The 14,930-nt window shown below is 39.7% G+C and carries 12 protein-coding genes; 8 read left to right on the top strand and 4 right to left on the bottom strand.

The features are described from left to right. Positions 1-11 precede the first annotated feature (11 nt). Genes yidC through PLEUR7319_RS0109540 form a run of 3 tightly spaced genes read left to right on the top strand, consistent with a single transcriptional unit; the run spans position 12 to position 2,237 of the window. Entirely contained in the window at positions 12-1,166 is a 1,155-nt protein-coding gene (gene yidC / locus PLEUR7319_RS0109550) for a membrane protein insertase YidC (protein ID WP_019504994.1), read from the top strand. An 8-nt stretch (positions 1,167-1,174) separates the two neighbouring features. After that, positions 1,175-1,675 (top strand): R3H domain-containing nucleic acid-binding protein, encoded by a 501-nt coding sequence (locus PLEUR7319_RS0109545; protein ID WP_019504993.1) that lies wholly within the window; start codon positions 1,175-1,177, stop codon positions 1,673-1,675. 52 nt (positions 1,676-1,727) lie between these two features. Then, a complete protein-coding gene (locus tag PLEUR7319_RS0109540) occupies positions 1,728-2,237 on the top strand; it encodes a DUF177 domain-containing protein (protein ID WP_019504992.1) in 510 nt (169 codons plus the stop codon). A gap of 59 nt (positions 2,238-2,296) precedes the next feature. Here PLEUR7319_RS0109540 and PLEUR7319_RS0109535 read toward each other — a convergent pair whose 3' ends face one another. Further along, positions 2,297-3,109, bottom strand: a complete 813-nt coding sequence (locus PLEUR7319_RS0109535; RefSeq protein WP_019504991.1) for a PhzF family phenazine biosynthesis protein — start codon at positions 3,107-3,109, stop codon at positions 2,297-2,299. A 174-nt stretch (positions 3,110-3,283) separates the two neighbouring features. Here PLEUR7319_RS0109535 and PLEUR7319_RS0109530 point away from each other — a divergent pair, with 174 nt between their 5' ends. Both PLEUR7319_RS0109530 and ppc read left to right on the top strand, forming a co-directional pair. Then, a complete protein-coding gene (locus PLEUR7319_RS0109530; RefSeq protein ID WP_019504990.1) occupies positions 3,284-3,469 on the top strand; it encodes a hypothetical protein in 186 nt (61 codons plus the stop codon). A 319-nt stretch (positions 3,470-3,788) separates the two neighbouring features. Then, positions 3,789-6,869 (top strand): phosphoenolpyruvate carboxylase, encoded by a 3,081-nt coding sequence (ppc, locus tag PLEUR7319_RS0109525; RefSeq protein ID WP_019504989.1) that lies wholly within the window; start codon positions 3,789-3,791, stop codon positions 6,867-6,869. Between the two features lie 308 nt (positions 6,870-7,177). On the opposite strand, the gene PLEUR7319_RS0109520 is transcribed toward ppc, so the two are convergent. Beyond that, positions 7,178-7,522 (bottom strand): hypothetical protein, encoded by a 345-nt coding sequence (locus PLEUR7319_RS0109520; protein WP_026102421.1) that lies wholly within the window; start codon positions 7,520-7,522, stop codon positions 7,178-7,180. Between the two features lie 288 nt (positions 7,523-7,810). Here PLEUR7319_RS0109520 and PLEUR7319_RS0109515 point away from each other — a divergent pair, with 288 nt between their 5' ends. Then, entirely contained in the window at positions 7,811-9,067 is a 1,257-nt protein-coding gene (locus tag PLEUR7319_RS0109515; RefSeq protein ID WP_019504987.1) for a GAF domain-containing sensor histidine kinase, read from the top strand. A gap of 282 nt (positions 9,068-9,349) precedes the next feature. Here the strand turns inward: PLEUR7319_RS0109515 and PLEUR7319_RS0109510 are convergent, their stop codons facing one another. Continuing rightward, positions 9,350-10,582: a histidine kinase gene (locus PLEUR7319_RS0109510; protein ID WP_019504986.1), complete on the bottom strand. Its 1,233-nt coding sequence runs from the start codon at positions 10,580-10,582 to the stop codon at positions 9,350-9,352. A gap of 239 nt (positions 10,583-10,821) precedes the next feature. Between PLEUR7319_RS0109510 and PLEUR7319_RS0109505 the strand changes: the two genes are divergently transcribed. Continuing rightward, positions 10,822-12,411, top strand: coding sequence for a glycoside hydrolase family 57 protein (locus PLEUR7319_RS0109505; RefSeq protein WP_019504985.1), 1,590 nt, complete (start codon positions 10,822-10,824; stop codon positions 12,409-12,411). 113 nt (positions 12,412-12,524) lie between these two features. Here the strand turns inward: PLEUR7319_RS0109505 and lspA are convergent, their stop codons facing one another. Continuing rightward, positions 12,525-13,013 carry a signal peptidase II gene (gene lspA / locus PLEUR7319_RS0109500; protein WP_019504984.1) on the bottom strand — a complete coding sequence of 163 codons (489 nt, stop codon included), beginning with the start codon at positions 13,011-13,013 and terminating at the stop codon, positions 12,525-12,527. A gap of 87 nt (positions 13,014-13,100) precedes the next feature. Between lspA and typA the strand changes: the two genes are divergently transcribed. Next, a complete protein-coding gene (gene typA / locus PLEUR7319_RS0109495) occupies positions 13,101-14,891 on the top strand; it encodes a translational GTPase TypA (protein WP_019504983.1) in 1,791 nt (596 codons plus the stop codon). Positions 14,892-14,930: the final 39 nt, after the last annotated feature.

Here is a 14,930-nt window from a genome sequence, read left to right as displayed (position 1 = left end):
CAGATTAAAAAATGGATTTTGGTATCGGCTTTCTTTCAAACAATATCATGCTCCCAATCCTAGATTTTTTCTACGGGATTGTACCGAGTTATGGTTTGGCAATTATTGCTCTGACAATTGTGATTCGCCTAGCGGTTGTACCTCTCAGTGCTGGACAAATTCGCAACATGCGTAAAATGAAAATTGTTCAACCTCTGATGAAGGAACGACAGGAACAGATCAAGCAGAAATATAAGAATGACCCAGAAAAACAAAGGGAAGAGACAGCCAAAGTGATGCAAGAGTTTGGCAATCCCTTAGCAGGTTGTTTTCCCTTGCTGCTTCAAATGCCAATTTTATTTGCCCTGTTTGCTACTTTGAGGGGATCGCCATTCACAGACACGCCCTATGACATTGATGTTCAAATTTTACCTAGAGAGCAAATAGAGAGAATTGCGCCCCAGCCTTTTGCTACTAAACCTAAGAATATCTATATTGACGATGGAGTTCATGACAAAATTGCCGCAATGTTACCTGGGGGTAATAAGCTAGCAGTTGGGGAAAGTACCAAAGTAGAGTTACAAACCCCTAATGGTAAATCTTTAACTACTCTGATTCAAGAATATCCCGACAACAACATTGAACCTACTCTAAAAATTACCAAAGGCTCAGAGAGATTACAAATTAATGACAACGGTACCATTAAAGCTCTAGAGCCTGGAGATGCCACAATTCAGGTCACTGTGCCTGGTATTGCTGCTAATACAGGCTTTTTATTCATTGAGAAGCTTGGTCGAGTTGGCGTTACTGATGAAAACGGTAATATTAACTTTGATATCTTAGCTATGGTCTTGATGTTTGGTATAGGTATCTACATCAACCAGCAGATGAGTGGCGCACAAGGAGGTAATTCTGGTGCAGACCAACAGCAAACAATCAACAAAATAACACCTCTACTATTTAGTGGGATGTTCTTATTTTTCCCCTTGCCTGCCGGGGTATTGATGTATATCGTTGTCGCTAACTTCTTTCAAACTGGTCAAACTTGGTTTTTGATGCGAGAGCCTTTGCCCGAAAACTTGCAAAAAATCCTTGCTGAGCAAGAGAAAGCAGAAGCTGCTGCTAAAAGGGAAACATTGCCTTTTGAGCGCAAGCGCTCTAAAAAGAAAGAGAAAACTTCAGGTTAACAACCATCGTGGAAAGTCAACTTCAGTTTGGTAAACAGTGGCTAGAGCAGCTATTAAACTTTATGGGTTTAGCTGCTAAAGTAACCACAGAGGGATTTGAGAAAGTAACTATTGAATCTGATTCTCACTGGTTAAATATAGATATTAGTGGTTACACACCAGAGCAGAGACAGCAACTAATTGGTATTAAGGGAGAAAGTATTGATGCTATTCAATACCTCGCCAATACCATCATCAATTTGAATCGGGATCCAGAAGCCCAAAACTCTTTTGTAGTTGAATTAGATGGTTACAGAGTCCAGCGTAATCAAGAATTAGCAGCCCTAACTCAAGAAGCAACTGATCAGGTTAGAGAAACCAGCCAGGAAGTTGAAATACCAGGTTTATCCTCAGCAGAAAGAAAACAAATTCATTACTTGTTACAGAATGTTGAAGATTTAACAACTGAAAGTAGGGGTCAAGAGCCACACAGAAAATTAATTGTTAAGCTCAGAAACTCAGACTCTTAGTATTAATTGAGTATATGAGAAAGAGGACGTTGCATCCAAATAAAAGTAAATCATGGAAGCGATATATATTCCCCATCTGCTGAAAGCTTCTAAGCGTCAAGCAGAAATAATTGTTGATGATCAGATCGCTGGATTGAATAGTTTGACCCCTGTAAAAGGTACCATCAATGTACGGCACGGGGGCAATTTTTTAGAGATAACATCTCAAGCAGAAACAATTATTACCCTAACTTGCGATCGCTGTCTACAACATTATAATTATCGTCTGGCGATCGACACTTCAGAATTAATTTGGCTGGAATCTGAACGAGAAAATGTACAAGATATCCCTCTTGAAAGAGAAGTGAGCATGGAAGATTTATCCGAAACTCTTCCTCCTAATGGTCATTTTGAACCAGAAACCTGGCTCTTTGAGCAGTTATCTTTGGCTCTACCACTAAGAAAAGTATGCGGCGAGAATTGTCCTGGAGCAGCTCAGACATCTCTAGATGTTCAATCTCAGCTGGACAGTCGTTGGTCTTCTTTAGCAGCCTTAAAAGAGCAATTAAATGGTAATCAGTAATTACTGATTACTGATTACTGATTACTGATTTTTAAGTTCTTAGCTATCAGTTTTAGACTTTAACTGTCACTGGTCACTGAAAGAAGTTCTCCGTGCATTACGGTTACAGCCTGTCCTTGGAGAAAAACGCGATCGCCTCCATCGTAATTAATTTTGACTACCCCACCACGAAGAGAAGCTTGATAAGCTAAGAAACTATCTTGCTGCAAGCGATCGCGCCAATAAGGAGCAAGACAGCAATGAGCTGCTCCTGTAACTGGGTCTTCATCTATGCCTAAACCAGGAGCGAAAAACCTGGATACAAAATCATATTCTGAGTTATCTGCCGCCAAGCTAGTGACAATGACATTGGATATAGGTAGCTGCTTCAATAAGCCAAAATTCGGCCGTAACTGTTCTACCTGTTCTGGAGAATTTATTTCGACTAAATAACCCAAAGAATTGTATAAAACAGTCTTTAACTGTACTCCCAAAGCATCTTGCAGTTTAGTTATGGGCGGGATAGCTTGAGAGCGATTAGCCGGGAAATCTAGCTCAATCCAGTCATCGCGATAGTTAGCAGTCAGTAACCCGCTTTTAGTCTGAAAGTTAATCGACTGACCAGTTGAAGCATATCCTTCTGTCCATAATACGTGGGCACTAGCTAAAGTTGCATGACCACACAGTGGTACTTCTGTAGTTGGAGTAAACCAACGTAAACTATAATCTTGGTCTTGTTTATGCAAAAAAGCTGTTTCCGAAAGATTCATCTCCTGAGCTACTAACTGCATCCATTGATCATTCTGAGCCTCAGGTAACACACACACAGCCGCAGGATTTCCTTTAAAAGCTTGATTAGTGAAAGCATCAACTTGAATAATTTTTTGTTTCATTTCTACTTGATTAAATGTCGATATACCTTAAGTTCATCAAGAATATTGGGACACGGGTGTCAATTTTTGGAGCTGTTTCTTATAAAGAAATAGTGCAGCGGAGAGCTACGACTTCCTAAAATTCATACAATATAGATCAAGAATAATAGACCAAGAAGGCAAATCGATTTAATTATGAAGTCTAATCATACATCCTGCTTATTATCTTTCTTAGGATTAAGCGTTGCCACAAGCCCTTTTATAATCAGCATTTTGACTTTATATTATTTAACAGAATGGATGACCGAATTAGGAAAAGCTAGCGAAGAAATCTTTCGTTCTGAACGTTTACCTCTGCTCAATTTTCCCCATTTTGATTAGATTAGAACTAAATATCTTGAGCATCTTTTATATATCTTAGAAAATTGATTTAGGCAGTCAAGATAAAGACCATAAAGCTAGGGTTTATGCTGCAAATCATTAAGGTAATAGAGACACATTTGCAAAAATCGCTGTCTCAATATAATAATTTAAGTGTGTTGTCATTAAAACCTGTTTCAGTCTGAGGTTGTACGTACTGGATTGTCAAGATTGTCCATTTATACAGTCTGGATGCCGATAGTTATTCTCGCTCAGAAAATTCTGAATACTTTACTCCATAGATTAAGTCACACTATACATACGCCAAGCAGAGGTTTTTATGAGTTCGGTTGTTCAATCTTCGATCGCGGATCCACAGGAAGTAAATGTACTTTCTGCATCCTATTTACTGTTGCGCCATCGGCAAAAATTAGTAGAAGATCTGTGGGAGTCAGTGCTGCTGTCCGAGTGTGGAGAGGAAATGCTTAAGCTACTTAAGCAAATGCGCTCTCTTTCCTCTGCTGAAGGACAAGTAACAGATTCTCTTCCTGAGTCTTCGGTACCACAATTAATCGAGAAGTTGAGCTTAAATGATGCCATTCAGACAGCTCGTGCTTTTGCACTCTATTTTCAACTCACTAATATCATTGAACAACACTACGAATGTAGAGAACAAAAACTTTCGCGACGTGTAACTCATACCTCAGCTACTCCAGCAAAATCCAATGGGAATGGCATAAGTTCTGCTAATTCTATGCAGCCCACCGTGGATCAACTTGAGGAGAAGTGGGTTGAGCCAAGTATATCTAGCAGCAGTAAAGCTGGTTTATTTCACTGGCTTTTTCCTTACCTCAAGGAAATAAATATGCCTCCGCTAATGCTGCAAAGATTATTAGACCAATTGGATATTAGATTGGTCTTTACAGCACATCCCACGGAAATAGTGCGTCACACAATCCGTAAAAAGCAACGACGCATATCGCATATTTTAGAGCAGCTAGATGTTGCCGAAGAAGTAATGCGTGAAATGGGATTGTCTGACTCTTGGGAAGCCAGTGAAGCGGTTAATCAACTAACCGAGGAAATTCGTCTTTGGTGGCGTACTGATGAACTACATCAGTTTAAACCCAAAGTATTGGATGAGGTGGATTACTCTTTACATTACTTTCAGGAAGTTTTATTTGATGTAATTCCCCAATTGGCTTCGAGGATGAAACAATCCTTGGCTAGTTCTTTCCCTCATTTGTCTGCTCCAACTCATAATTTTTGTTATTTTGGTTCCTGGGTCGGTTCTGACCGTGATGGTAATCCTTTTGTAACTCCTCAAGTGACTTGGGAGACTGCTTGCTATCAAAGAAGTATTGTCATCGAAAAGTATCTCAAGTCGATCGAGCAGTTACGGGAGTTACTCAGTCTTTCTTTACACTGGAGTGATGTGAGACAAGAACTGTTAGATTCTTTAGAACAAGATCAGCAACAGATGCCTGAAATCTATGAAGAATTAGCAATTCGTTACCGTCAAGAGCCATATCGTCTCAAGTTAGCCTATATTGCTCGGAGATTAAAAAGTACTCTGGAACGTAATCAAGCTTTGGCTTCTGCTGCTGGCAGACAAGCAATCTCGGAAATCAATACCGATAATATCTATGCCTCGGGAGAAGAGTTTGTAGCTGAATTAAAGCTGATGCAGAGTAGTCTAGCCGCCACTAGTTTGCATTGTCGTGAATTGGACAACTTAATCTGTCAAGCTGAAGTATACGGATTTACTTTGGTCGAACTAGATTTTCGTCAGGATTCTTCTCGTCATTCAGATGCGATCGCCGAAATCACTGCTTATCTACAAGTACTCCCCAAACCCTACAATGAGCTTTCTGAACCAGAGAAAACTGCTTGGTTAATTCAAGAATTAAAAACCCGCAGACCTTTAATCCCCTCAGAAATGCCTTTCTCGGAGGCTACTTGTGAGACGATCGAAACCTTGAGAATGTTGCGTTTACTGCAACAGGAATTTGGACGGGGTATTTGCCAGACTTACATCATTAGCATGACTAACTTTGTTAGTGATGTCTTAGAAGTTCTGCTACTATCCCAAGAAGCAGGATTATACGACCCTGCCACCTGCCATACCACAGTCAGAATTGTGCCTTTATTCGAGACTGTAGAAGATTTAAAACGCGCTCCTTCGGTAATGAGAGAGCTATTTGAACTTCCACTTTATCGGGCAGCTTTAGCAGGAGGATATCAACACGTATCGGCAGTTCAAGACCAGAATACTCATGCAGCCATTAGCCCTGTTCCCCTAAAACCCAGCAATCTTCAAGAGGTAATGTTGGGTTATTCCGATAGTAATAAAGATTCTGGCTTTCTGAGTAGTAATTGGGAGATTCATAAAGCTCAACGAGCCTTACAAGAAGTTGCTTCCGAATTTGGTATATCGTTACGAATTTTTCATGGTCGCGGTGGTTCTGTAGGTCGTGGTGGTGGTCCTGCTTATTCGGCGATTTTAGCCCAGCCAACTGATACGATTAAAGGCAGAATTAAAATTACCGAACAGGGAGAGGTTCTAGCTTCCAAGTATTCCTTACCTGAGCTAGCACTATATCATCTTGAAACCATGACGACGGCAGTCATTCAATCGAGTTTATTGGGCAGCGGATTTGACCGCGTAGAACCTTGGAATCAAATCATGGAAGAATTGGCAGTGCGATCGCGTGCTGTGTATAGAGCGTTAATCTATGAGCAACCAGATTTTGTCGATTTCTTTCATTCCGTTACCCCAGTCGATGTCATTAGCCAGCTACAAATTGGTTCTCGCCCTTCTAAACGTCCTGGAAAAGGGAATGCCAGTAAAAAGAAAGATATGAGCAGCTTACGGGCAATTCCTTGGGTTTTCAGTTGGACTCAAAGTCGCTTTTTGCTTCCTGCTTGGTATGGTGTTGGCTCTGCTTTACAAGGTTTCCTAGATCAAGAACCAGAAAAAAATCTGGATTTACTGCAATACTTTTACGTTAAATGGCCTTTCTTTAGAGTCTTAATTTCTAAAGTAGAAATGACTCTAGCTAAAGTCGATCTACAAATAGCCGAACATTACGTTAAAGAACTGTCTCAACCAGAAGATTTAGAACGTTTTGATAAGCTATTTGCCCAAATATCTCAAGAATATAATCTAACCAAAGATTTAATTCTCAAAATTAATGGTCAAATGAAATTGCTTGATGGCGATCCTGAATTACAAAGATCGGTACAACTGCGTAATGGGACAATTGTTCCCTTAGGATTTTTACAGGTGGCATTAATTAAACGCCTTCGTCAACACGATAAATCTCAAGCGTTACACTTCCGCTTTAGTAAAGAAGAACTATTGCGTGGGGCGATGCTTACCATTAACGGCATTGCTGCGGGAATGAGAAATACCGGCTGATGTTTTAAATGTTTTAAATAATTGACAATCGATAATTCAGATTTAACGCCTCTTTCTTCAGAAAGAGGTTATTTTTTATTAAATACGCATTAGCCAGATCGACTCATACCCAAAAAAAATGAATGCGACACATCCCGTAAGGGCGAACGGCAGTTCACCCCTAAACCAAAATTATCTGCCGCAGACATTAATTGAATTGGTATCAGAATAAGAAGACTCCGAAAACACGATTTACCAAACCAAAATGGTGGTTAAAGAAAATTTAGGGCTGAATACTTGTTCGAGATTTATTCTTTCGGAAGTGAACTTCACAAAGAACCACACCCTCCAGACTGTAAATGATCTTTAATCGCTGACAAATAACCGACATTTTGTAAAGCGTTCTTCGGTAAGCGATTCTGCTTTATTGCTGCTGATACTAAGGTTTGAGCATTGACTTTTCCCGAACGAATAGCACTATTAAGCTTACTATAACTAGGAATGCCTTGGGTTTTAAACCTTCCTTGACGTGCTAGTTTAATTAGCTTTTGAGGAGGAATAGTATTACCAGCTGGCTGCTGGGTGCTATCCACTGTTCGGGCATTGACAGATGTAATATTAAAGGATACTAGGCTGATTAGGGAAATCGTGCCGCTCACAAAAGATTTCATCATTTTTGTTTAAAGACGATAATTCAATTAGTAATCTTAAAATATATTTTTTTTCTGAAAAGAGGTTGAAAGGAATCTGAAAGCTGACTGATATCAATTTACAAACATTCAAATTAAGTAGATAGTCTTTTAGTAAAAAACATCTAAGTTACCTAAGTAAATTGAGAACGATCGCAACGATTCGCATATTTTATATTTTATGATCATACAAGACATCCAATTCGGCTATATCTTTAATACTTAGAGGAAAACATCTATTAAGATAAATTTTAATAATTTCTATTTAATCAAATGGTTCAGCCACTTCCTTTCCATCAAGGTCAGTTTAAATGGCAGCAAGCTCAAAGAATTCTAGAACTGTTATCGGCTTTGAGCTATCGTTCTTCGACAATCGATAGCTATTTGAAAGATATCGCCTGCGGAGTCAGCCAATTGCTGAATCTAGATTGGTCGGTAGTTACTTTTTGTTGGGCTGAAAAAGAAAAAATAATCGCCAGCAGTTTAGATTTGGGAGCAGGAGAGCAGATCTATTCTTTGCACGGTACTTTAACTCATACTGTTGTTAGAACAGGGAAAACTTTACAGGTCAAAGACACCCAGACTCAAACAAAATACGGAAAACCTCCCGAAGGATATCGTTCCTATTTAGGGGTACCTTTACAAACACCAGGGGGTAAGACATTTGGGACAATATGTTCTTTTTGTGTTCAGCCGCGTTCTTTTGACGAAGAAGAATTGAGAACTGTCCAGTTATTTGCCGAAAGAGCAGCGATCGCGATTGACAATTATAATCTCTATCAGCAACAACAAGATTTTAATCAGGCTTTGGAAACAGAAGTGGCTCTCCGTACCGAGCAGTTAAGAGCCACTCAAGCGAAATTGATTAAAAAAGAAAAATTGGCGGCTATTGGTCAATTTGCTTCCATGATTGTGCATGAGATTCGCAATCCCTTAACTACGATCATGATGGGTTTAAATTCCCTAAAGCGACTCCAACTTGAAAAACGAGATCGTATGAGATTGTCTTTAGCAACAGAAGAAGGAGATCGCCTTTTGGAGCTATTAAAAGAGATTCTCTTCTATGCTAAACCTCAAATACTTGAATTAGAACCAATAGAAGTAGCTCCGTTCTTGGCTGAATTACTGTTTGATTTACGACAATTGCCAATGGCTTCAGGAAAAGAGATTCGATTGATTCCTCTGCCAGAAAAGCTAATAATTAGAGCTGATAAAAATAAGCTTAAGCAAGTCGTAATTAATTTAGTTCAAAATGCTTGCGAAGCGATCGCTCTGGGGGAAGTAGTTACCTGTACTTTAACTAAAACCCAAAATCCTGAATCTATTTGCTTTAGTATTCATAATCAGGGAACTCCGATTCCAGAAGAAATTTTACCAAAACTGAGTGAACCTTTTGTTTCTAGTAAATCAGGAGGAACTGGTTTAGGTTTAGCAATTGTTAAGCAAATTGTCAATGCACATCAAGGTACTTTGTCGATTCAATCTAATACAGTAGAAGGAACAACTATTAGTTTTACTATTCCTGTTTGATGTTAAATATGAGTTCGGAGTTCGGAGTTCGGAGTTCGGAATTCGGATTTTTTCTCGAACTATGCAAGATAAAGAAACGGCTACGCCGTAGCTATTAGCTATTAGCTTCAATCAAATAGAGTCTTAAACTCAATTACGCTTTTAGCAGTCAAACCAAGGCTAAAAGCTAAAGGCTAAAGGCTAAAGGCTAAAGGCTAAAGGCTAAAGGCTAATAGCTTTAAGATAAACGATGAGCAATCACTTCAAAATATTGTTTTATTGATGATTATATTCTGGAGATGTCTATTTATAAACCAGTAAAGTAAATTGAAAACAACTACCTTCTGAAGGAGAACTATCTACCCAAATTTGACCATAATGGGCGCAGACAATCTGGTGACACATAGCTAACCCTAATCCGTAGCCTTCCTGATCGCGATCGCGCTGGAGCCGAAAATTGTCCTCAAAAATAACCTCTCTTTTTCCAGGGGGAATGCCCGGTCCCGTATCACAAATACTAATTTGAACTTTTTGGTTAGTACGATGCAAAATAGACAGAGAAATTTGACCTTTTTCTGGAGTATATTTAATCGCATTATCCAGCAGATTACTAATCAATTGACGAATTAACTCTTCGTCAGCATAGACCAAAGGAATATCTTGGGGAATGTCTTCCTTATAAGTCATTAATTTTTGCTTCAGTCTAGTCTCAAGTTTAGTGACAACTTCTTGACATAAAGGCTTTAAACGTATGGGAGACGGTTTGACTCGTAGCTTGGTACTCACGCTTTGAGAGTTTTGCAACAGCTCACCAATCATGTGATTCATGATGCTAAACTGGCTTTTTGCCTGTTGAAAAAGCTTTTTTTTCAGACTTGCCAGCTTAGTTGCCTCTATGTGTTCATTCTTTTCTGACAACTCAATAGTTTCCATTGCCATAGAGGCTGCTGTTAGAGGGGTACGCAGATCGTGAGCTAGCATAGCCAAAATTTGGTCTTTAAAGCGTAGCTGTGCTAGCAATCTTTCTTTTTCCTTTTTTAAGGAAAATATTTCATCAGCAAGTTTAACGTTTTCAGCGTAGAAACCAACTTTATCTAAAATCGAAATAGATAAGTCATCTCCCAAACTTTGACTATCAACACTAATATCTGAACTATCTAGAGCTGCTTGCCAACGAGGCCACCACTTCTCCAATTGTTTAATTAAATTACTACCAGCTAGAGTTTGCCTTGGACCTGGAGCCACTTTAACTAAAGCAGGAGTAGCTACTAATTTTAGATATTCTACCAAATGAGGTTGCTTGTCAATTTCAACTATTTCTAACTTGAATGAATAATCTGATTGCAAGCCCTGTAAATAAGCTTGGATTCGCTGGATATGCTCTTCGGAAGAAGAACGTTTGTCTATAAATAGTAGGAGTTGAAGCAAACTTCCCCGGTTATTATCTTTTAAGTCATCGGGATGTCGCCCATTAGATTGCAACACTAGAGATGAAAACCCAACAGATTTTAAAAAAGCTTTCTGAACTCTAAACATGTGGTCATGATAGGAATACAGATCGCCTAAGGCACTTACTTATTCCAAATTATTCCAGCTATAACAACGCTTCCAATCTATAAAAAGTCGAGCGCGTGTTAGTAACTGCTATATTGGGCGGCATTTTTTCTGATAGCTAAACTTTTTCAGAATACGTTATTAAGATATCATAAAATTTACCCAGATTGCCTCAGTTCCCTAATTTAGGTCATAAAAAATTTTAGCAATATCTTATTATCATGGCTCTTGGTTATCTTGCCCTTGTTTTACACGCTCACTTACCCTTTGTTCGACATCCAGAAAGCGACTTTGTCTTAGAAGAAGAATGGCTATTTGAAGCTATTACCGAAACCTATGTCCCATTGCTTCAAGTATTTGAAAACTTGAAACGGGATGGAGTTGATTTTAAAATGACTATGAGCATGACACCTCCTCTGGTGTCAATGTTGCAAGATGAACTTCTACAAGATCGGTATGATGATCATCTAGCTCAGCTCCAGGAATTAATTACCAAAGAAATTGATCGCCATCAGCACAATGGTCACATGAGCTATTTGGCTGAATATTATGCCAAGTCCTTTAAACAAATTAGGCAAACTTGGGAAAGCTATGATCGAGATCTAGTATTAGCTTTTAAACAGTTTCTCGATAGTGGCAACCTAGATATTATTACCTGTGGAGCAACTCATGGTTATCTTCCTTTAATGAAGATGTATCCTCAGGCAGTATGGTCACAGATCAAAGTAGCCTGTGAACACTATGAAGAAAGCTTTGGTCGCCCTCCCAAAGGAATTTGGTTGCCTGAATGTGCTTATTATGAAGGTTTGGAGAGAATGCTTGCCGATGCTGGTTTGCGTTACTTTTTAACCGATGGACATGGTATTCTCTATGCTCGTCCTCGCCCTCGTCATGGCTCTTATGCGCCTATTTATACGGAAACGGGAGTAGCGGCTTTTGGTCGCGATCATGAATCTTCTCAGCAGGTTTGGTCTTCCAAAGTGGGATATCCAGGTGCTGTAGAGTACCGCGAATTCTACAAAGATTTGGGTTGGGAAGCTGAATATGAATATATTAAGCCCTACATTATGCCCAATGGTCAGCGCAAAAACACTGGTATCAAATACCATAAGATCACTAGTCGTGATGGGGGATTATCAGAAAAAGGTCTCTATGATCCTTATTGGGCAACAGAGAAAGCCGCTGAACACGCGGGCAACTTTATGTACAATCGGGAGCGACAAATCCAGAATCTCCATGGAATGTTGCAGCGTCCCCCAATTGTGGTTTCTCCCTATGATGCCGAATTATTTGGTCATTGGTGGTATGAAGGACCTCAATTTATTGATTTTCTCTTTCGTAAGAGTTGGTACGACCAGAATACCTATGACATGACTCACTTGTCAGAATACTTACAGAAGCAACCTACTCAGCAGGTGTGTCGTCCTTCTCAGTCTAGCTGGGGTTATAAAGGATTCCATGAGTATTGGTTAAATGATACTAATGCTTGGATTTATCCTCACCTCCATAAAGCAGCAGAGAGAATGATCAAACTAGCAAGTCGTGAGCCTGCGGATGAATTGGAATGGCGTGCCTTAAATCAGGCTGCCAGAGAGTTGCTGTTAGCACAATCTTCCGACTGGGCATTTATTATGCGAACTGGTACGATGGTTCCTTATGCTATCCGTAGGACGCGATCGCATTTGCTCCGCTTTAACAAAATTTATGATGATGTTTTAAGCGGGAAAGTAGATTCAGGTTGGTTAGAAAAAGTTGAGGCAATTGATAACATATTCCCTAATGTAAATTATCGAACCTACAGAACTATGTAGCTGGTTAAAAGCTCTAGGCTCTAAGCTCTAAGCTTTCAGCTTTTAAATTTTGCTTATCCCTGACCAAGATTTCATTGATCCGGTTGAGGGATATTTTTTATTTTCGAAACGGATCAACTATTTGTTTTTGGTTTCGAGGTAGCGCTAAAGCTGGCGATTAACAGGAGTAATACGCCAATATTGATCGATACATCCGCTAAATTAAATACAGGAAAATTAATCAGACGAAAATCCAGAAAATCTACGACATAACCAAATAAAAAGCGATCAATTCCATTGCCGATCGCTCCTGCCAAAATAAATCCATATCCTAATTGCTCAATTAAACTTATTTTGGGGGTATACCAGACAAAAATTATTAACGCTAAACTGACCACCAAGGAAATCCAGCGTAAAATGTCAACCTGTCCGCGAAAAAAACTAAAGGCAGCCCCCGTATTGATCACGTAGGTAAGATGAAACACTCCCTGCCAGAGAGGAACTGTATCGCCGATTTGGGCAAAACTCTGGACAACCAAATATTTAGTTATTTGATCGAGAATGATACCTAAAATCGCAATGAGCCAAAAGCTCCGTTTTCTTCTTATAAATTTCTTGCTCATAACAATTAAATATAAATAAAAACTGAACTAAGTTATAATTGTTAAGAAATTTTGAGCTGACGATACAAAAGTCTATAGACCAATTTTATGTCTCTTCCTATTCGCAATATTGCAATCATTGCCCACGTCGATCACGGTAAAACAACTCTCGTAGACGCGCTTCTTAAACAATCGGGTATTTTCCGCGAGGGCGAAGATGTACCGGATTGTGTCATGGACTCAAATGACCTGGAAAGGGAGCGGGGAATTACCATTCTGTCCAAAAATACAGCAGTTAGCTACAAAGATATCTTAATCAACATTGTTGATACTCCTGGACACGCTGACTTCGGTGGAGAAGTAGAACGTGTATTGGGGATGGTTGATGGCTGTGTATTGATAGTTGATGCTAACGAAGGTCCTATGCCCCAGACCCGCTTCGTGCTTAAAAAAGCTCTGGAAAAAGGCTTACGTCCGATCGTAGTGGTTAACAAGATTGACCGCCCCCGGGCTCATCCTGATGGAGCAGTTGACAAAGTATTTGACTTATTTGTTGAGCTAGGTGCAGACGACGATCAGTGTGACTTTACCACTCTTTACGCTTCGGGCTTACAGGGCTATACCAAAGAAAATCTGGAAGATGAGGGTGTGGATATGCAACCCCTATTTGAGGCGATTATCCATCATGTTCCACCACCAGCAGGGGATGTTGAAAAGCCTTTACAACTACAGGTAACTACCTTGGATTATTCTGATTATCTTGGTCGAATTGTCATTGGTAGAATCCACAATGGAGTTCTTAAAGCTGGTCAACAAGCTGCACTAATTAAAGAGGACGGCAAGGTTGTCAAAGCCAAAATATCTAAGCTGATGGGCTTTAAAGGATTAGCTAGAGTCGAATTAGAGGAAGCCAGCGCAGGAAACATTGTCGCAGTTTCTGGTTTTGCTGATGCTAATATCGGTGAAACTATTACTTGTCCTAATGAACTCCAAGCATTGCCTTTAATTAAGGTGGATGAGCCTACCCTTCAAATGACCTTTTCGGTGAATAATTCTCCGTTTGCAGGGCAAGAAGGAACATATGTAACTTCCAGACAAATTCGCGATCGCCTGATGCGAGAATTGGAGACCAATGTCGCCCTGCGTGTGGAAGCTGGTGATTCAGCAGAAAAATTCCTCGTCTCGGGCAGGGGTGAATTGCACTTAGGTATTCTGATTGAAACCATGCGACGTGAGGGCTACGAGTTTCAAGTATCCCAACCCCAAGTAATTTACCGTGAAATTAACGGCAAACCCTGCGAACCATATGAATATCTGGTATTAGATGTACCCGAAGTCGCTGTTGGTAGTTGTATTGAGCGTCTTGGACAACGCAAGGGTGAGATGATGGATATGCAAAATAATGGTGGACGCACCCAGTTAGAATTTGTAATTCCCGCTAGAGGTTTAATTGGCTTCCGTGGCGACTTTGTCCGCATAACTCGCGGTGAAGGAATTATGAATCATAGTTTCTTAGAATATCGAGATTTCTCTGGAGAATTGGAAACTCGTTATAATGGCGTGATTATTGCTTTTGAAGAAGGTAGCTCGACATTTTATGCTCTCAAAAATGCCGAAGATCGCGGTACATTCTTTATTACTCCTGGTACTAAAGTTTATAAAGGTATGATTGTTGGGGAACACAATCGCCCCCAAGATTTAGACTTAAATGTCTGTAAAGCCAAACAACTAACTAACCACCGTGCCGCTAGTGGTGATGAATTAGTTCAGCTACAAGCACCAACTGAGATGAGTTTGGAGCGAGCTTTAGAGTATATTGGTCCTGATGAATTGGTGGAAGTAACTCCTGAATCTATCCGTTTACGGAAGTTGAAAACTAAAAAATTGGCGAAAAGATAAACATTGTCTAGTTTATAAATTAATTCGGAGGGTAGACTA

It is taken from the genome of Pleurocapsa sp. PCC 7319 (assembly GCF_000332195.1).
Lineage (GTDB): Bacteria > Cyanobacteriota > Cyanobacteriia > Cyanobacteriales > Xenococcaceae > Waterburya.
This window is presented reverse-complemented; position numbering and strand designations above follow the sequence as displayed.